Annotated in this window: 20 protein-coding genes and 2 pseudogenes; 17 read left to right on the forward strand and 5 right to left on the reverse strand. The window is 40.2% G+C overall.

Annotated features, from left to right (window positions below; translation table 11 throughout):
• Window positions 1-83 precede the first annotated feature (83 nt).
• The 15 genes and pseudogenes from DXB52_RS02075 to rsfS all read left to right on the forward strand — a co-directional run bounded on the left by DXB52_RS02075 (window position 84) and on the right by rsfS (window position 11,782).
• Window positions 84-899 (forward strand): helix-turn-helix transcriptional regulator, encoded by an 816-nt coding sequence (locus DXB52_RS02075; protein WP_117960370.1) that lies wholly within the window; start codon window positions 84-86, stop codon window positions 897-899.
• A gap of 118 nt (window positions 900-1,017) precedes the next feature.
• Window positions 1,018-2,883, forward strand: a complete 1,866-nt coding sequence (locus DXB52_RS02080) for a TIGR03960 family B12-binding radical SAM protein (RefSeq protein ID WP_117960372.1) — start codon at window positions 1,018-1,020, stop codon at window positions 2,881-2,883.
• The gene (locus tag DXB52_RS02085) at window positions 2,867-3,580 is read left to right on the forward strand and encodes a TIGR03936 family radical SAM-associated protein (protein WP_015529189.1); all 714 of its coding nucleotides are present in this window, start codon (window positions 2,867-2,869) and stop codon (window positions 3,578-3,580) included. The genes DXB52_RS02080 and DXB52_RS02085 overlap by 17 nt, the downstream gene beginning before the upstream one ends.
• Before the next feature lie 10 nt (window positions 3,581-3,590).
• The gene (locus DXB52_RS02090) at window positions 3,591-4,787 is read left to right on the forward strand and encodes a ribonuclease E/G (protein ID WP_117861631.1); all 1,197 of its coding nucleotides are present in this window, start codon (window positions 3,591-3,593) and stop codon (window positions 4,785-4,787) included.
• 44 nt (window positions 4,788-4,831) lie between these two features.
• Complete coding sequence (ybaK, locus tag DXB52_RS02095) at window positions 4,832-5,311, forward strand: Cys-tRNA(Pro) deacylase (protein ID WP_015529191.1); 480 nt, start codon at window positions 4,832-4,834, stop codon at window positions 5,309-5,311.
• A gap of 171 nt (window positions 5,312-5,482) precedes the next feature.
• Complete coding sequence (locus DXB52_RS02100; protein ID WP_117568214.1) at window positions 5,483-6,802, forward strand: aspartate kinase; 1,320 nt, start codon at window positions 5,483-5,485, stop codon at window positions 6,800-6,802.
• Between the two features lie 22 nt (window positions 6,803-6,824).
• Window positions 6,825-7,244, forward strand: coding sequence for a CBS domain-containing protein (locus DXB52_RS02105; protein WP_015529216.1), 420 nt, complete (start codon window positions 6,825-6,827; stop codon window positions 7,242-7,244).
• A gap of 108 nt (window positions 7,245-7,352) precedes the next feature.
• A complete protein-coding gene (rplU, locus tag DXB52_RS02110; RefSeq protein ID WP_015529217.1) occupies window positions 7,353-7,661 on the forward strand; it encodes a 50S ribosomal protein L21 in 309 nt (102 codons plus the stop codon).
• Window positions 7,662-7,671: 10 nt separating this feature from the next.
• A complete protein-coding gene (locus DXB52_RS02115) occupies window positions 7,672-8,004 on the forward strand; it encodes a ribosomal-processing cysteine protease Prp (protein WP_117497006.1) in 333 nt (110 codons plus the stop codon).
• A 5-nt stretch (window positions 8,005-8,009) separates the two neighbouring features.
• Window positions 8,010-8,294: a 50S ribosomal protein L27 gene (rpmA, locus tag DXB52_RS02120; RefSeq protein ID WP_015529219.1), complete on the forward strand. Its 285-nt coding sequence runs from the start codon at window positions 8,010-8,012 to the stop codon at window positions 8,292-8,294.
• Window positions 8,295-8,491: 197 nt separating this feature from the next.
• A pseudogene (obgE, locus tag DXB52_RS02125) lies at window positions 8,492-9,774 on the forward strand (GTPase ObgE).
• Window positions 9,775-9,784: 10 nt separating this feature from the next.
• A pseudogene (gene yhbY, locus DXB52_RS02130) lies at window positions 9,785-10,077 on the forward strand (ribosome assembly RNA-binding protein YhbY).
• Window positions 10,078-10,141: 64 nt separating this feature from the next.
• Complete coding sequence (gene nadD, locus DXB52_RS02135) at window positions 10,142-10,780, forward strand: nicotinate-nucleotide adenylyltransferase (RefSeq protein WP_472519905.1); 639 nt, start codon at window positions 10,142-10,144, stop codon at window positions 10,778-10,780.
• 67 nt (window positions 10,781-10,847) lie between these two features.
• On the forward strand, window positions 10,848-11,423 hold the full coding sequence (gene yqeK / locus DXB52_RS02140) for a bis(5'-nucleosyl)-tetraphosphatase (symmetrical) YqeK (RefSeq protein WP_117568215.1): 576 nt from the start codon (window positions 10,848-10,850) through the stop codon (window positions 11,421-11,423).
• A 2-nt stretch (window positions 11,424-11,425) separates the two neighbouring features.
• Window positions 11,426-11,782, forward strand: coding sequence for a ribosome silencing factor (rsfS, locus tag DXB52_RS02145; protein WP_015529223.1), 357 nt, complete (start codon window positions 11,426-11,428; stop codon window positions 11,780-11,782).
• Between the two features lie 106 nt (window positions 11,783-11,888).
• On the opposite strand, the gene lexA is transcribed toward rsfS, so the two are convergent.
• On the reverse strand, window positions 11,889-12,503 hold the full coding sequence (lexA, locus tag DXB52_RS02150; protein WP_015529226.1) for a transcriptional repressor LexA: 615 nt from the start codon (window positions 12,501-12,503) through the stop codon (window positions 11,889-11,891).
• A 325-nt stretch (window positions 12,504-12,828) separates the two neighbouring features.
• Here lexA and DXB52_RS02155 point away from each other — a divergent pair, with 325 nt between their 5' ends.
• Together DXB52_RS02155 and DXB52_RS02160 are read left to right on the forward strand one after the other, a co-directional pair.
• Window positions 12,829-13,080: a LysM peptidoglycan-binding domain-containing protein gene (locus DXB52_RS02155; protein ID WP_117579089.1), complete on the forward strand. Its 252-nt coding sequence runs from the start codon at window positions 12,829-12,831 to the stop codon at window positions 13,078-13,080.
• 249 nt (window positions 13,081-13,329) lie between these two features.
• On the forward strand, window positions 13,330-14,400 hold the full coding sequence (locus tag DXB52_RS02160; RefSeq protein ID WP_117541293.1) for a tyrosine-type recombinase/integrase: 1,071 nt from the start codon (window positions 13,330-13,332) through the stop codon (window positions 14,398-14,400).
• Window positions 14,401-14,494: 94 nt separating this feature from the next.
• Here the strand turns inward: DXB52_RS02160 and DXB52_RS02165 are convergent, their stop codons facing one another.
• From DXB52_RS02165 to DXB52_RS02180, 4 genes are all read right to left on the reverse strand, one after another.
• Window positions 14,495-15,145 carry a cytidylate kinase-like family protein gene (locus DXB52_RS02165; RefSeq protein ID WP_015529229.1) on the reverse strand — a complete coding sequence of 217 codons (651 nt, stop codon included), beginning with the start codon at window positions 15,143-15,145 and terminating at the stop codon, window positions 14,495-14,497.
• 108 nt (window positions 15,146-15,253) lie between these two features.
• A complete protein-coding gene (locus tag DXB52_RS02170) occupies window positions 15,254-16,168 on the reverse strand; it encodes an RluA family pseudouridine synthase (RefSeq protein ID WP_055156504.1) in 915 nt (304 codons plus the stop codon).
• Between the two features lie 31 nt (window positions 16,169-16,199).
• The gene (gene lspA / locus DXB52_RS02175) at window positions 16,200-16,718 is read right to left on the reverse strand and encodes a signal peptidase II (protein WP_020436001.1); all 519 of its coding nucleotides are present in this window, start codon (window positions 16,716-16,718) and stop codon (window positions 16,200-16,202) included.
• A 35-nt stretch (window positions 16,719-16,753) separates the two neighbouring features.
• Window positions 16,754-17,554, reverse strand: a complete 801-nt coding sequence (locus tag DXB52_RS02180) for a YlmH family RNA-binding protein (protein ID WP_117834810.1) — start codon at window positions 17,552-17,554, stop codon at window positions 16,754-16,756.
• Window positions 17,555-17,560: the final 6 nt, after the last annotated feature.

Below are 17,560 nucleotides of genomic sequence, written 5' to 3' on the forward strand. Positions count from 1 at the left end.
AGGAGAAAGCATTGTCTAGTCATTGCTCGATGAGACAGTGCTTTTTTCTATATATAGACAAACGTTGCAAAGGGGAGTGTTTCATGCAGTTAAAATATGTTGACACAAAAGAGGAGATCATAGCAATAAATAGGAAGTCAAAACATATTGAACCACATCTTCATAATGCACTGGAGATCGTTTGTGTAACAAGTGGAGCATTAGAACTTGGTGTCGGACAGGAACTATACCATATGGAAAAAGGAGATATAGGCTTTGTATTTCCAGATGTTATTCATCACTATCAGGTACTGACACCCGGTGTAAATAAAGCGACTTATCTGATTGCATCGCCATTTACGATAGCCAAATTTGCAGATATCATGCAATCCATGGCTCCTGAATACCCAATCATCAAAGCGGAAAAGGTTGAACCGGAGGTATATAGGGTTATAAATGCAATTTTAGAGACAGAACAGTCGGATATTACTGTTGCACAGGCATATCTTCAAATTGTGTTGGCACGCTGCATAGGAAAATTAAATTTGGTAGAAAAGAGCAGTGTGGGGAGCAACGATCTTATTTACCAGACAGTTTCCTATATATCAGCAAATTTTAAGAAGAAGTTTTCTCTGGAAGAGATGGCAAAAGATCTGGGGGTGAGCAAATATGTTTTATCCAGACTCTTTTCCAAAACATTCCATAGAAACTTTAATCAATATCTTAACGATGTAAGGCTGAACTATGCATGCCAGCGTTTGGAAAATACGAGTGATTCTATTACAAATATTTGTCTGGATAGTGGATTTGAAAGTCAGAGAACATTTAACCGAGTATTTAAAGAAAGATATAAAATATCACCGAGCGACTACCGGAGTACATGTCTGAAAGATATGACTGCAACAAGCTTAGCAAGTTAACAATTACATAAAAAGAGAAAATAGGTTGCTTTTTTTATCGTCAAAAGATATGATGTTAAAAGTAGCATTTACAATTTTGTAATATAAATGCATAAGTACAAAATACAAGGAGAAATCCATGAGAAAACTAGCATTAGATGATGATATTTTATTAGAAATTGAGAAACCTGCCCGTTATATCGGCGGAGAGGTGAATGCGGTGATGAAGAACGTGGAAGACATCGACGTGCGTTTTGCGATGTGTTTCCCGGATGTCTATGAGATCGGTATGTCTCATTTGGGGATTCAGATTCTTTATGATATGTTCAACCGCAGAGAGGATGTGTGGTGTGAGAGAGTTTACTCTCCATGGCATGATCTGGATAAAGTGATGAGAGAACAGAAGATTCCGCTTTTTGCACTGGAGTCCCAGGATCCGATCAAGGATTTTGATTTCCTCGGAATCACAATTCAGTTTGAGATGTGTTATACGAACATTCTGCAGATCCTTGATCTGAGTCAGATACCACTGCATGCAAAGGACAGAACTTTAGACGATCCATTTGTGATTGGTGGTGGTCCGTGCACATACAATCCGGAGCCGATTGCAGAGTTCTTTGATCTCTTTTATATCGGAGAAGGAGAGACAGCTTATGATGAGCTGCTTGACGCTTATAAGGAATGGAAAGGTTCAGGAAAGAGCCGCCGGGAGTTCTTAGAACGTGCAGCGCAGATCGAGGGATTGTATGTACCGCTTTTTTACGATGCTGAATATAATGAAGATGGTACTTTGAAATCATTTACACCGAATAATGAATATGCACCGGCAACAGTTAAAAAACAGATCGTTATGGATGTAACAGATGCACCGTATCCGATGAAACCGGTTGTTCCTTTTATTAAAGTAACACAGGACAGAGTTGTTCTTGAGATCCAGAGAGGATGTATCCGTGGGTGTCGTTTCTGCCAGGCGGGAATGCTTTACCGTCCGGTCAGAGAAAGAAATGTTGAGCGATTGAAACAGTATGCGCATGATATGTTGCAGAATACCGGTCATGAGGAGATTTCTCTTAGTTCATTAAGTTCCAGTGATTATTCTGAATTGAAAGAACTGGTAACATATCTGATCGATGAGTTTAAGAATAAGGGAATTAATATTTCTCTTCCGTCTCTTCGAATCGATGCCTTCTCTCTTGATGTAATGAGTAAGGTTCAGGATATCCGCAAGAGCAGTCTGACATTTGCACCGGAAGCCGGATCACAGAGAATGCGTGACGTGATCAATAAAGGTCTGACAGAAGAAGTGATCTTAAACGGAGCAGGCGAGGCTTTCGAAGGTGGCTGGACGAAGGTAAAACTTTACTTTATGCTTGGACTTCCGACTGAGACTGAGGAAGATATGAAGGAAATCGCGCATCTGGCAGAAAAGGTTGCCCGCAGATATTATGAGATTCCAAAAGATCAGAGACATGGAAAATGTCAGATCACGGCAAGTTCTTCTTTCTTTGTACCGAAGCCGTTCACACCGTTCCAGTGGGCTCCGATGTGCAAGGCGGAAGAATATATGAGACGTGCACATCTTGTGAATGATGAATTTAAAGAACAGTTAAACCGTAAGAGTCTGAAATATAACTGGCATGATGCGAAAGTTACGGTTCTGGAAGGTATTATGGCCAGAGGTGACCGTAAGATCAGCAAGGCGATCGAGGAGGCATATCGTCTAGGATGTCTGTTTGATTCCTGGACAGAGAGTTTCCACAATGAACTTTGGATGCAGGCATTTGAGAACACGGGTGTTGATATTGATTTTTACAATCTGCGTGAGCGTGGAGAAGATGAATTGTTCCCGTGGGATTTCATCGATATCGGTGTGACAAGAAAGTTCCTGCGCAGAGAATGGGATCGTGCAATGGAAGAAAAAGTAACTCCGAACTGCCGTATGCAGTGTTCCGGATGTGGCGCAGCGAAATTTGGAGGAGGTGTCTGTTATGAAGGCAAGAATTAAATTTAGAAAATATGGTTCTCTCCGATTCATCGGACATCTTGATGTGATGCGTTTCTTCCAGAAAGTGATGCGTCGCGCGGATATTCCGATTGCATTTTCAGGAGGATATAGTCCGCATATGATTATGTCATTTGCTAACCCGCTTGGAATCGGACTAACAAGTGACGGAGAATATTTTGATATTGAATTGACGGAAGCTGTCAACAGTGCAGATGCTGTGAGAAGGATGAATGAAGCATGTCAGATTGAAGGAATCGAGATCGTAAGCATCCGTAGAATTGCTGAGGAGAAGAAGATGACCGGAATGACAATCCTTGCAGGAGCAGATTATCTGACATCTGTGAGAAAGGGAGCATTTCCGGAGGGTTGGAAAGAACGATTTTCAGAATTTATGGAACAGCCGGAGATCCGAATCGTAAAGCAGACAAAACGAAGCGAGAAGGAAGTTGACATTAAACCATTGATCTATGCATGGGAACTGCGAGGCGATTCTGTTTACCTGAAAGTGGCAGCAGGAAGTGTAGAGAATCTGAAACCGGATCTTGTGATGGAAGCATTTTGTCAGTTTCTTGGAATTGAACCGGACAGCGTGAAATTCCAGCATCACAGACTGGAAATGTATACAGATCGCAGTGAAGATGGATCCCTGATTCCATTAGAGGCAATGGGTGTTGATATGACAGGCGATGAGGAATGAGAAGAAACAGATGAAACGAAAAGTTTTGATAGAGAAAAAAGAAAATCATGTGTGGACCTTTTTTCTGGAAGAGGATCAGATTGCTGAGATTCACTGTACAAAGTCCGACGAACAGGAAAAGGTGCATCAGATTGGCGATATATATGTCGCCAAAGTGCAGAATATTGTACAGAATATAGGAGCCGCTTTTCTTGAGATTGAGCCGGGCGTTAATTGTTATTTTGATTTAAGAGATGCACAGAATGCATTTTTTACGCATAAGATTGGGAAGAAGCCACTTTGCATCGGTGATGAACTGGTAGTTCAGATCAGCAGGGAAGCTGTAAAGACAAAGGTGCCGACTGTGACCGGAAATCTCAGCCTGACAGGCAGATATGCTGTTTTGACGCATGGGAACACAAGAATCGGTGTGTCTTCCAAAATTGCGAAAAAGGACAGAGAAGCCTATAAGGAGCGCCTTCAGGAATATCAGAATGATCAGTATGGTCTTATTATCAGAACAAATGCGAAAGATGCTGCATTCGAGGATGTTCTTACAGAGATTGAACAGCTGAAAGCGGAATATGAACATCTTTTAAAATATGCTGCTTCCAGAGTGTGTTTCTCATGCCTGAAATCTGCTCCGCCGTCCTATATTACAGATCTGAAAAATGTCTATATGGATGGCATGGAAGAAATTCTTGTGAATGATAAAGAAATCTATGAAAAGATTTGTAGTTATTTCAAGAAAGAAATGCCGGAGAATCTGGAACTGGTCCATTTCCATGATGACAGTGGTTATCCACTTGGAAAGATTTATAGTACAGAAACAGCGGTTGAACATGCCTTGTCAGAAAGAGTCTGGCTGAAACATGGAGGATATCTGGTGATCCAGGTGACAGAGGCACTTACCGTGATAGACGTAAATTCCGGGAAAAACGTCCGTAAAAAGGGTGATGATGAGTCTACATTGAAGATGAATCTGGAAGCAGCGAAGGAAACAGCCAGACAGATACGTCTTCGAAATCTGTCTGGAATTATTCTGATCGATTTTATAAATCAGGATGAGGAGAAGAACGAGGAAGTTTTATTAAAAGAATTCCGATATTTTCTCTCAAAAGATCCGATCCAAACAACATTAGTTGATATTACAGCACTTGGACTTGCTGAGGTGACGAGAAAGAAAGTGCGTAAGCCGCTGCATGAAGCAGTAAGAGAGATGGAATAGCAGATGCATTTGCAGGCAGAGACAACAGAGGAGATGCTAATATAATGAGTAAGAAAGAACTAAAAACAAATGCAATGAGAATCTTGGACAGGAACAAGATCCCATATGAATATGAAACCTATGAGTGTGATGAATTTGTCGATGGAATCACAACAGCAGATAAAATCGGTCTTCCGCATGAACAGGTATATAAGACGCTTGTGACAGTTGGAAAAACAGGCGGACATTATGTGTTTGTTATTCCGATCGCGGCGGAACTTGATCTGAAAAAGGCTGCGAAGTCAGTTGGGGAAAAATCAGTAGAAATGCTCCATGTGAAGGATATTACTGCGGTGACCGGTTATGTGCGTGGTGGCTGTACGGCAATCGGAATGAAGAAGCAATTTCCGACTGTGATCGATTCCAGTGCACAGCATCAGGAATACATTTATGTAAGTGGCGGGAAGATTGGAATGCAGATCAAATTGAAACCGGATGATCTGAAAAAGGCTGCACGGGCGGAATATGGAGAGATCACGTTTTGATTGATGATTATTAATGTTTATAAGAAATTCCTATAAGTTTTCTTATTTAAAAGTTTACAAGAACTGTGGAACACTGTATAATAATGAACCGATAATGCAGAAAGCAGTATTGTTACTGTTCACGGGAAACTCGAAACAGCAACGCAGAATTACATTGGAGGAATAGCGAGAATGAAGAAAGTAGTAAAGTTCGGCGGAAGTTCTCTTGCGAGCGCAGAACAGTTTAAAAAAGTTGGAAATATTATCCGTGCAGAAGAATCCAGAAGATATGTTGTACCGTCTGCTCCGGGAAAGCGTTTTTCAGCTGATACAAAGGTAACAGATATGCTCTATGGCTGCTATGCAGCTGCTGAGAACGGTGAAGATTTCACAGAGAAGCTTGCAGCAATTAAAGATAGATATCAGGAAATTATTAATGGACTCGGTTTGAAGTTCTCCCTGGATGAGGATTTTGAAGTGATCCGCAAGAACTTTGCAGAAAAAGCTGGAAGCAACTATGCAGCATCCAGAGGAGAATTCCTGAATGGTAAGATTATGGCTGCATATCTTGGATTTGAATTTATTGATGCAGCAGAGGTTGTTCGTTTTGACGAGAATGGAGATTTCCAGTCCGAGATCACAAATGAAATTATGTCTGCACGACTTGAAAAGGCTAAGAATGCTGTTATCCCGGGATTCTACGGAGCAACAGAGGAAGGACGTGTAGTTACATTTTCAAGAGGTGGTTCTGATATCACAGGTTCTCTTGTAGCTCGTGCAGTCAATGCAGATCTTTATGAGAACTGGACTGATGTATCAGGATTCCTGATTGCAGATCCAAGAATCGTAAAAGGATCAAAATCAATTGAGACAATTACATATAAAGAGCTTCGTGAGCTTTCTTACATGGGCGCAAGTGTCCTTCATGAAGATGCAATCTTCCCGGTAAGAAGAGCAGGAATCCCGATCAATATCCGTAATACAAATGCTCCGGAGGACAAAGGAACACTTATCGTAGAAGCAACATGCTGTCAGCCGAAGTACACAATTACAGGAATCGCCGGAACAGATGGATTCGCTGCGATCACAATTGAAAAAGCGATGATGAACTCAGAAGTTGGTTTCTGTCGTAAAGTACTTCAGGTATTTGAAGATAATGGTGTTTCTATCGAGCATATGCCATCTGGAATTGATACAATGACAATTTTTGTCCACAAGGATGCGTTTGAAGAAAAAGAACAGCAGATTCTTGCAGGTATTCACAAAGCTGTAGATCCAGATCACATTGAACTTGAGTCCGATCTTGCACTGATCGCAATTGTGGGTCGTGGAATGAAGTCTACAAGAGGTACGGCAGGAAGAATCTTCTCTGCACTTGCTCACGCACACATTAATGTCAAGATGATCGACCAGGGATCCAGTGAGCTTAATATCATCGTTGGTGTACGTCATGATGATTTTAAAAATGCGATCAAGGCATTGTATGAGATTTTTGTATTGACACAGATTTAAAACCAAGAAAGGCTGAAAAGAGATGAATATCTTATTTTTTCTGAAACCGAAGAGCGAGGTCGCTTTTATTTATGATTACAGTACATTACGTCAGGTTTTGGAAACAATGGAATTTCATAAATATGCATCAATTCCAATGCTGAATAAGGCAGGGGAATATGTCGGAACAATGACAGAAGGAGATATCCTCTGGGGAATCAAGAAGTATACGAATCTGAATCTGAAAGAGGCAGAGACAATTTTTATCCAGGATTTTCCAAGAAAAGCAGATTATGAGGCTGTATCGGCAGATGCTGATATGGAGGATCTTCTTCAGAAAGCGATGAATCAGAATTTTGTTCCGGTTGTGGATGACCAGAAGAAATTCATTGGAATCATAACAAGAAAAAGTATTATTGAATACTGTTATGAAAAAATAAAAAAATTAGATGAACCCTATTGACAAATCTAAATTCGCAAGTTAATATATATGAGTATGCCGCACAACGAGGTATTTAAGTTCTGATTTCAGACACCATAGTTGGCGAGTAATGATAATAGGAGGTGCCATATGTACGCGATTATAGCAACAGGTGGTAAACAGTACAAAGTAGCTGAAGGCGATATCATTAGAGTAGAGAAACTTGGGGTAGAAGCTGGTGAGACTTATACATTTGACCAGGTACTTGCAGTTAACAACGACAAGATGGTTGTTGGTAACCCGACAGTTGAAGGTGCAACAGTTACAGCTTCTGTAATCGGTGACGGTAAAGCTAAGAAAGTTATCGTTTACAAGTATAAGAGAAAATCTGGATACCATAAGAAAAACGGTCACAGACAGCAGTACACAGAAGTAAAGATCGAAAAGATCAACGCTTAATCTGTTTCTGATGATTAAGGTAACCATTTATAAGACCGAACGGCAGGAATATGCTGGGTTTGATATGGAGGGTCATGCGGGATATGCAGAGGCCGGTGAAGACATTGTCTGTGCCGGAGTATCCGCTCTCGTGATCAATGCGCTGAATTCGATTGAGCGTTTTACAGATGATGAGACAAGCTGCGTTTCGGATGAAGATACCGGAAGTATTGAGTTCCGTTTTGACGGAATACCATCACATGATGCCACATTATTGCTGGATTCCATGATTCTTGGTCTGGAAGAGATAGAAGACAGCAATGACTACGAGAAATATATCGACATAATTTTCAAGGAGGTGTAATTACCATGATGAAAATGAATCTTCAGTTTTTCGCTCATAAAAAAGGAGTTGGTTCTACAAAGAACGGTCGTGACTCCGAGGCAAAGAGACTGGGCGCTAAAAGAGCAGACGGACAGTTTGTAAAAGCTGGTAACATTCTTTACAGACAGCGTGGAACAAAGATCCATCCAGGACTTAACGTAGGACGCGGTGGAGATGACACTCTGTTTGCACTTGTAGACGGTGTAGTAAGATTTGAAAGAAAAGGAAGAGATAAGAAACAGGTTTCTATCTATCCAGTAGCTGAGTAATCAGTTTTGGCTGGAAAGTTCCGACGGAATCTTTTCACTCGCATACATGGCAAAAGGAAGCCTCAGACGTTTTTTAAGGTCTGAGGCTTTTTCTTTCAAAGAAATCTTTTATTGTCAGATGATGAAGAAATTTACGCATATATGATGTGAATAAAGATACAGAAACAGTTGTTGATACAAATTAAGAGGAGAATAATATGTTTGCAGACAGAGCTAAGATATTGATCCGTTCCGGTAAAGGCGGAGACGGTCACTGCAGCTTCCGCAGAGAACTGTATGTACCAAACGGCGGACCGGACGGTGGAGACGGTGGACACGGCGGAGACCTGATCTTCGAAGTAGATGAAGGGCTGAATACTCTTGTTGACTACAGACATAAGAGAAAATTTGCTGCCGAAGATGGGGAACAGGGCGGAAAGCGCCGCTGTCACGGTAAGGACGGAAAAGACCTTGTTCTTCGTGTGCCGGAAGGTACAGTAATTAAAGAATCTGTTACAGGAAAAGTTATCGCTGATATGTCCGGAGAGAACAGACGTCAGGTTGTCTTAAAAGGCGGAAGAGGCGGACTTGGAAATCAGCATTTTGCTACTTCCACCATGCAGGTTCCGAAGTATGCACAGCCGGGACAGCCGGCAAGAGAGCTGGAAGTGAATCTGGAATTAAAGGTAATCGCAGATGTTGGTCTGATCGGTTTCCCGAACGTTGGTAAATCTACATTGCTTTCCCGTGTTACAAATGCGGAACCGAAAATTGCGAACTATCATTTCACAACATTGAATCCGAATCTTGGTGTTGTTGATCTGGATGGAGCAAAGGGATTTGTTATGGCTGATATTCCTGGATTGATCGAGGGTGCATCCGAAGGTGTAGGCTTGGACATGAGTTCCTTCGCCATATAGAGAGAACAAAGTTAATGATCCATGTTGTAGATGCAGCAGGAACAGAAGGAAGAGATCCGGTTGATGATATTCATAAGATCAATGCAGAGCTTGCTGCTTACAATCCGGAAATTGCGGAACGTCCGCAGGTAATCGCAGCAAACAAGACGGATCTGATCTATGATCCGGAAGATGATCCGGTTCAGCGCTTGAAAGATGAATTTGAGCCAAAGGGAATCAAAGTATTTCCTATCTCCGGAGCTACAGGAAAAGGAATCTCCGATCTTCTCTACTACGTAAGTAACGAGCTTCAGAAGCTGGATCAGAAACCGGTAGTATTCGAGCAGGAATACTTCCCGGATGATGAACTGATCTATGAAGATCTTCCTTATACGGTAGAACAGGCAGATGGAATGTATGTAGTTGAAGGTCCGAAGATTGAGAAAATGCTTGGATATACGAATCTTGATTCAGAGAAGGGATTTGCATTCTTCCAAAAGTTCTTAAAAGATTCTGGTATTTTGGCAGATCTTGAAAAAGCAGGTATCCAGGAAGGTGATACAGTTAGAATGTATGGACTTCAGTTTGACTATTATAAATAAGGAGAATATTATGACTACAAAACAAAGAGCCTATTTAAAAGGACTTGCAATGACAATGGATCCGATTTTCCAGGTTGGAAAAGCAAGCATGAATCCGGGACTTACGGAGCAATTGCCGAGGCACTGGAAGCACGTGAGCTGATCAAGATCAGTGTTCTGAAGAACTGCATGGATGATCCGAGAGAAATCGCAGAGACACTTGCAGAGAGAACACAGTCTCAGGTTGTTCAGGTGATCGGAAAGAAAATCGTTCTTTACAAAGAAGGAAAAGACGATAAAAAGAAAATTCAGCTTCCAAAATAATTATTATTCAGCTTCTGAGTTTATGATTCGGAAGCTGAATTTGAATATAAGAAACTCGCAAAGCGTGTTTCTTACAGTAGAAAAGGAACAGGTACAGACAATGAAGATTGGTATTATGGGCGGAACCTTTGAACCAATTCATATAGGACATCTTCTTCTTGGTGAGTTTGCTTATGAAGATTTTGGGCTTGATGAGATCTGGTTTTTACCGAATGGAAATCCTCCACACAAAGAGACACTCGATACAGAAGAAGCAATGCATCACAGGATCGAGATGGTTCGTCTTGCAATAAAAAGTAATCCGAATTTCTCATTGAATCTTTCAGAAGCGGATACGAAGAAGCATTCTTATACGTATCAGACAATGAGGCATTTTAACGAGATCTACCCAAACGATGAATTTTATTTTATTCTCGGAGCGGATTCTCTGTTTGCTTTTGAAGAGTGGAAAGATTTCAGAAAAATTTTTACGACCTGTACGATTCTTGCAGCAATGCGTGACGACAAAGATGCTTCAGCAATGAAGGGACAGATACGATATCTCACGGAAGCATACGGAGCGCATATAGAACTGCTTCGCGCACCGTTGGTAGAGATTTCCTCCACTACAATAAGAGAAAGGGCAGCAAAGGGGCTCAGCGTGCGTTATATGGTGCCTGATGTTGTCGCGGATTACATCAAAGAAAAGAAACTATATATTTAAAGCATATTTTATCTGCACCTGCCAAAACGGCGGTGAACAGTAACCAGAGAGGAGACAGAATACGATTATGAAGGAAGCTTTCGTTGACATTAGAAAACAACTGGAAAAAAAGCTGAAAAAAGATCGTTTTGAACATACAATCGGAGTTATGTATACAGCAGCATCTCTTGCAATGCGTTATCATGAAGATATCGATGATGCTATGATGGCAGGACTCCTGCATGATTGTGGAAAGTATGGTTCTGTGCAGGAACAGGTTGAGAGATGTCAAAAACACGGTATTCTGCTTACACAATCAGAACTTGAGATGCCTGCATTGGTTCATGCGAAACTGGGAGCATATTTCGCAGAGAAAGAGTATGGTGTGATCGATAAAGGCGTTTTAAGCGCAATTACATGGCATACAACAGGACGACCGAAGATGACAATGCTTGAGAAGATTATTTATATTGCTGATTATATCGAACCGAACAGAAAGATAATTCCTGGTCTTCAAAAGATCCGTGAAACTGTGTTTGTCGATATTGACCACGCAATCTGTCTTTGTGCAGGGAATACGGTTAATTATCTGCGTAAGAATGGTAAGCCGGTAGATCCGATGAGCATTGAAACTTATCAATATTATAGCGATAAAGGAGAATAATGATGAATCAGTCAAAAGAAATGGCAAAGCTGGCATATACAGCCCTCAGTGATAAAAAAGGAGAAGATATCCAGATCATCGATATCTCAGGCGTGTCTGTACTTGCAGATTATTTCCTGATTGTAAATGGTAACAGTGACAGTCAGGTGAATGCTCTTGTGGACAATGTGGAGGAAGAACTGCATAAAGCAGGATATTCTCTGGTACAGAGAGAAGGAAATGCATCCGGAAGATGGGTGTTGCTTGATTTTGGTGATATTATTGTACATGTATTTGACAGAGAGAACAGACAGTTCTACAATTTGGAGAGAATCTGGAAAGATGGACATCATGTGTCTGTTGAAGATCTTGAAGCATAAATAATGAGAGTTATAAAAAACTGGCAGAAGAGTAGTGGAGTACTACACTCTGCCAGTTTTTTATACTTTGAGTTCTAATTAAAAATCCTATATCCAGTAATGAGATTTAATACATACGGATAACACCGATTACCTTACCCAGGATAGTGACATCTGTAAGAATGATCGGATCATATGCATCATTTTCCGGCTGCAGGCGGATAATACCTTCTTCACGATAGAAAGTCTTGACTGTAGCGCCATCTTCAATCAGTGCAACTACCTGTTCCCCATTTTCAGCAGATGGAGTCTGCTCAACAATAACATAATCCCCACTCAGAATTCCTGCATTGATCATACTTTCACCTTGTACCTGAAGCATAAATGTCTGCTTGTTTGGCATATATTCTACAGGAATAGGAAAATAATCTTCAATATTCTGTTCTGCAAGAAGCGGTTCGCCGGCAGCGACACGGCCTATGATCGGAATATTCACCATCTCTCTTCTTGTCAGGTTGAAATTATCATCCAGAATCTCAATTGCACGGGGCTTGGTAGGGTCTCTTCTTATGTAACCATTCTTTTCCAGCGTCTCCAGATGCGAATGAACGGAAGAGGTAGACTTTAAATTCACAGCCTCACAGATCTCACGAACTGCCGGCGGAAAGCCTCTTGTTAAAATCTGGTCTTTTATATATTCTAAAATCTCTTTTTGCTTAGGAGTAATATTCCCTTCTGACATATTGTTCCCTCCGAATCTACTATAATCATAAGAACATAATAACACAGCATTTTTTAGAAAGCAAACATTTGTTGCGAAAATATGTTCGGTTTTATGAAGTAAAATGCTTGACAAACATTTGTTCGAACGATATAATAAAAATACAAAAGAACAGATGTTCGATACATAGCAATAACAGAAGATAAGTATACAGTAAGCGAAAAGAGAGGAAGAGGATTATGAAAAAGTATTCAGGAAATCATTCAGTAAATTCAAAGAAGAAACATGGTGTTATTCGTCATTCTGGTTTGGTAATATGCAGTATTCTTTTATTCTCTGCAGCTGTATGTACTTTGGAATGTTCCGAGTTTCGGCAAAGGAAATAGATCAACAGAGAACTTCAGATGCTATTGAGATCTGTTACACAAGCAGATTAATTGAACCAGGTGACAGCCTTTGGAGCATTGCAGAAGAAACAATTACAGACGGATACGGCTCCGTAAGCGAATATGTAGAAGCACTTAAGGTGATGAATCATCTTGATTCAGATACGATTCATGCAGGTCAATACCTGATGATCGCTTACGAAAAATTATAAATGGTATCAATATACACCCTATGTATTGATATATACACTCCCTGAATCCGAAGAAGATTGCTATCTGCTTTCCAGAAATAGCGCTTTAAATAGCAGCAGATAGTCTCTTCGGATTTTATTAACAGAAATCAATCTATACGACAAATACCGATTTTTCCAAAAGATATAGACGAAAAACAGTACTTATGTTAAAATATATAAGAAATATGGGGTTTTCAGTAAATTTGAATCTATAAAGGAGCTTTTAATATGGCAGAAACTTCTAACAGAAAAACATATCACGAACAGACATATATAGATAACACATTACGTCTCAGAGAGATCCTGAAGACATTACCTCCATTTGCAAAGGATTATTTTCGTGCCGTGGAACCAACGACATCTGCGCGGACCAGGATTTCTTATGCCTATGATATTCGTGTTTTCTTTCATTTCCTTATGGAGAATAATCCGGTTTATAAAAATTATACGATCGAACAATTTGAGGTACATGATCTGGAACGCCTGGAGCCAGTAGATATTGAGGAATACCAGGAATATCTGAAGGTCTATAAGAATGACGAAGAAAAATGTATCACGAACACAGAAAAGGGACTTGCAAGAAAGATGTCTGCGCTTCGTAGCTTTTATGGATATTATTTTAAGCGTCAAATTATCAGTAAGAACCCTACGTTGCTTGTGGAGATGCCAAAGATGCACGAGAAAGCGATTATACGGCTCGATACGGATGAGATCGCAATGCTCCTGGATTATGTTGATCATGGAGGGGATAATCTTACAGGTCAGCGGAAAGCCTATTTTGAAAAGACAAAAAATCGAGATCTGGCAATTCTGACGCTTCTGCTTGGAACAGGAATCCGTGTATCAGAATGTGTTGGACTGGATCTCCAGGATATTGATTTTAAGAATAACGGAATTACTGTAACACGAAAAGGTGGGAATCAGATGGTTGTGTATTTCGGTGAAGAGGTTGAGAATGCATTAAAGACGTATCTTTACACGACCAGGAAGCAAACTATACCACTCTCCGGTCACGAAAACGCACTGTTCCTGTCTACCCAGCGAAAACGTATGGGCGTTCAGGCAGTTGAAAATATGGTAAAGAAGTACGCCAGGGAGGTCACTCCGAATAAGAAGATAACTCCACATAAACTGCGCAGCACTTACGGAACAGCACTTTATAAAGAAACCGGAGACATTTATCTTGTCGCAGATGTTCTGGGGCATAAAGATGTCAATACAACAAAGAAACATTATGCAGCAATCGATGAAGACCGACGCCGTCAGGCGGCAGGTGCTGTAAAGCTTCGTGAAGTATAGGAAGTAAAAAGAATAAGAATAGATAAAAAGGATACAGAAAGAATGCACTACTGCTCTTCTGTATCCTTTGCACTATACATTTTAATAAATAAGATTAAACAATATTTCTGGCTTCTTTTTCAATACTTTCTTTTAAAAGAATATACTGTTCAATTGCTTTCGCTGTACCTTGTACTCCGAGTTCAGAACTGTTTAAGCAAAGCTCATAGCTGGCTGCCTCGCCCCACTTCTTGTTTGTATAATAATTGTAATAGCTTGCTCTCTTTTTATCCGTCTTATTGATCAGATCTTTTGCTTTCGCATCCGTAAGATCAAGTCTTGTTGCTACACGACGAATACGATCTTCCATATCTGCACGAATGAAGATGCTGACAACATTTGGATAGGATTCAAGTGCATAATCTGCACAACGGCCTACCAGGACACATGGTCCCTCATCTGCAATCTTTTTAATTGCATCAAACTGTGCAAGAAAAACTTTGTGATTGATAGGCATCTCCGTGTATGTGTTGCCGGCATATCCCATAGAATATGTATCCATCACAAGAGAATATAGAAAACTGTTCGTTGGCTTTTCGTCATGAGTCTCAAATAATTCCTCACAGATACCACTTTCTTTTGCTGCACGTGCAAGCATTTCTTTGTCGTATAATTTAATTCCAAATGCCTCGGCAACGAAATGTCCGATCTCTTTTCCACCACTTCCGTACTGACGTCCGATTGTTATAATAGTATTTGTCTTCATAATAAGTCACACTCCTTTTCAAGTCTATGCGAAATCTTATGTATATTATAACCAAAAAGATGAAAAAAGACAATGTCAATTCACTATTTCCTATACTATTTCCTATACTTAGTTTTGTTTTCTTAATTTATTTAATAAATCTTTAAAATAGTCTGGCAAAGGTGCGTCAAATTCTATGTATTCTCCTGTAGATGGATGAGTGATACCAAGGATTTTTGCATGCAAAGTCTGTCCCTGGAGTTTATAAGGACATTTTGCAGGACCATAAATCTCATCGCCCAGAATTGGATGTCCGATACTGGACATATGAACGCGGATCTGATGTGTCCGACCGGTTTCAAGCTGGCACTCAATGTAGGTAAAATTACCAAATCTTTCCAATACACGGTAATGAGTGACTGCATGTCGCCCATTTGGTGCTTTTGTACTCATCTTCTTACGATCTGTAGGGTGCCGACCAATCGGAGCGTTTACAGTGCCTGTATCCTCCTTCAGATTGCCATGTACGATAGCGTGATACTTTCTTGTGATAGAATGTTCTTTCAATTGTTCTGCAAGAATCTGATGGGCTTTATCGTTTTTACAGATCAGAAGGGAACCGGTTGTATTCATGTCAATCCGATGGACGATTCCCGGACGGATTACACCATTGATTCCTGACAGGTTTTCTCCACAGTGATATAGAACCGCATTGACCAGCGTATGGCTGTAATGTCCCGGTGCAGGATGTACAACCATTCCTTTTGGTTTGTTAACGACGAGAATGTCATCATCTTCATAGAGAATATCCAGAGGAATATTTTCGGGCTGAATATCAAGTGGTTCCGGGTCAGGGATCTGAAGAATGATAGTATCCCCTGTTGTTAACTTGTAATTCGCTTTAACCGGTAATTGATTTACAAGAATTTTTTTTTCTTTAATTAATTTCTGGATATAAGAACGGGAAAGGCTCTCTATTCTCCCGTCAAGGAATTTATCGATCCTTTCCCCTGTAATATCCGCATTAAAATGAAGTTCTTCCATAAGCTTTCAGAATCCTTCCTGTTGTGGGTTTTTATCTGTTTTTAAAATTTAAAAACTCAAAATCGTTGTCGTCCTTATAATAAAATAAAATGAGAACAACAAATAAAATACATGCAATTACAACATAGCAGTCTGCAACATTAAAGATTGGAAAATCAATCAGTCGGAAATAGAAAAAGTCAACAACATAATCAAGTTTCACACGATCGATCATATTTCCCACGGCTCCGGATGCAAGCAGTACAGCACAGATACGCAGTGGTCTGTAATGTGGTGTAAATGGCATCTTCTGGTACAGATACAAAATAACAGCGAGTATAATAATACCTCCGACCACAAATACAATCTGTCGATTCTGCATAATACCAAATGCAGCTCCGCGGTTCTCAAGATAGCGAAGTTCAAAAACTCCGGAAATCAAAGAGAAAGACTCGAGACGGCGTAAAATAGTAGATGCAAGATATTTGGTCCATTGGTCAAGTGCTAATGTGAGCAGAAACCCAATGGCAGCGAAAAGATAACTCTTTGTCTTTGTTTTTGTATTATTCATGAGTCGATAAGCTCCTCTTTTCTAAGCTTTTTAGATTATACATATTTCTGAATAGTTACACTGATCCGATTCTTTTTAGTGATTTTCCCTGCTTCCTCAAAACGGAACTTACCTAATCCGCGTACAGAGATAAGATCTCCTTCTTTTACCTGATATCCATTGCTTGTAATCAATTTGCCGTTTACAAAGACCTTTGCGCCTTCAATGAGTCCGGACAGTTTACTTCTGGAAGAAGAAAATGCAAGTGGAAGTAGACTGTCTAAGCGAACAGATGAAACAGTTCCTTTTATCTGCTGGAAATCAGGTGTGTAGTTTATCATATCTAAGTTGATGACAGAACTATCTATAACAGTGTGACGAACCCGGGTTAAGTCTTCTGTTACAACAGATGCAAGGTCCTTGTTGATAAAAAGAAGTGCTGAATCTTCTGTCACAAGAATATCCCCGGTTTTTGAACGGTCAATCCCAAGATTTAATATGGAACCAAGAAAATCTCTGTGAGTCAGGTCTTCGGAAAATCTTTTATTTTTTGGTTCTATTTTCACAGCACAAAACGGATAATCAATCTCTTTCGGAGTAATATCAGATACCCCATAACGCAAAGAAAGAGCCTCAGGGATAAATGCAGCCATCTGACGCTCCGCCATATCATACCCGCCAAAGAGGACATATCTTGAATAAAGCTTGTTCTTTGGCAGGGTATGCAGGATATTCTGATCATTCAGGTTAAGAAAATCCGAATATGTAACAATTTCACGTTCAAAAGCAATTCTGGAAAGTTCAATAAATCTGTGTTCCAAAAGCTTTGTTTCTTTTTTCTGATTTTCTTTTATCATAATAAT

The organism is Ruminococcus sp. OM04-4AA, assembly GCF_003462585.1.
Taxonomy (GTDB): domain Bacteria; phylum Bacillota; class Clostridia; order Lachnospirales; family Lachnospiraceae; genus Mediterraneibacter; species Mediterraneibacter faecis.

Excerpts from the sequence above, each read along its gene's own strand:
- DXB52_RS02075 (WP_117960370.1), top strand. The coding sequence starts at position 84 with ATGCAGTTAAAATATGTTGACACAAAAGAGGAGATCATAGCAATAAAT.
- DXB52_RS02080 (WP_117960372.1), top strand. The coding sequence starts at position 1,018 with ATGAGAAAACTAGCATTAGATGATGATATTTTATTAGAAATTGAGAAA.
- DXB52_RS02085 (WP_015529189.1), top strand. The coding sequence starts at position 2,867 with ATGAAGGCAAGAATTAAATTTAGAAAATATGGTTCTCTCCGATTCATC.
- DXB52_RS02090 (WP_117861631.1), top strand. The coding sequence starts at position 3,591 with ATGAAACGAAAAGTTTTGATAGAGAAAAAAGAAAATCATGTGTGGACC.
- ybaK (WP_015529191.1), top strand. The coding sequence starts at position 4,832 with ATGAGTAAGAAAGAACTAAAAACAAATGCAATGAGAATCTTGGACAGG.
- DXB52_RS02100 (WP_117568214.1), top strand. The coding sequence starts at position 5,483 with ATGAAGAAAGTAGTAAAGTTCGGCGGAAGTTCTCTTGCGAGCGCAGAA.
- DXB52_RS02105 (WP_015529216.1), top strand. The coding sequence starts at position 6,825 with ATGAATATCTTATTTTTTCTGAAACCGAAGAGCGAGGTCGCTTTTATT.
- rplU (WP_015529217.1), top strand. The coding sequence starts at position 7,353 with ATGTACGCGATTATAGCAACAGGTGGTAAACAGTACAAAGTAGCTGAA.
- DXB52_RS02115 (WP_117497006.1), top strand. The coding sequence starts at position 7,672 with ATGATTAAGGTAACCATTTATAAGACCGAACGGCAGGAATATGCTGGG.
- rpmA (WP_015529219.1), top strand. The coding sequence starts at position 8,010 with ATGATGAAAATGAATCTTCAGTTTTTCGCTCATAAAAAAGGAGTTGGT.
- yqeK (WP_117568215.1), top strand. The coding sequence starts at position 10,848 with ATGAAGGAAGCTTTCGTTGACATTAGAAAACAACTGGAAAAAAAGCTG.
- rsfS (WP_015529223.1), top strand. The coding sequence starts at position 11,426 with ATGAATCAGTCAAAAGAAATGGCAAAGCTGGCATATACAGCCCTCAGT.
- lexA (WP_015529226.1), bottom strand. The coding sequence starts at position 12,503 with ATGTCAGAAGGGAATATTACTCCTAAGCAAAAAGAGATTTTAGAATAT.
- DXB52_RS02155 (WP_117579089.1), top strand. The coding sequence starts at position 12,829 with ATGTACTTTGGAATGTTCCGAGTTTCGGCAAAGGAAATAGATCAACAG.
- DXB52_RS02160 (WP_117541293.1), top strand. The coding sequence starts at position 13,330 with ATGGCAGAAACTTCTAACAGAAAAACATATCACGAACAGACATATATA.
- DXB52_RS02165 (WP_015529229.1), bottom strand. The coding sequence starts at position 15,145 with ATGAAGACAAATACTATTATAACAATCGGACGTCAGTACGGAAGTGGT.
- DXB52_RS02170 (WP_055156504.1), bottom strand. The coding sequence starts at position 16,168 with ATGGAAGAACTTCATTTTAATGCGGATATTACAGGGGAAAGGATCGAT.
- lspA (WP_020436001.1), bottom strand. The coding sequence starts at position 16,718 with ATGAATAATACAAAAACAAAGACAAAGAGTTATCTTTTCGCTGCCATT.
- DXB52_RS02180 (WP_117834810.1), bottom strand. The coding sequence starts at position 17,554 with ATGATAAAAGAAAATCAGAAAAAAGAAACAAAGCTTTTGGAACACAGA.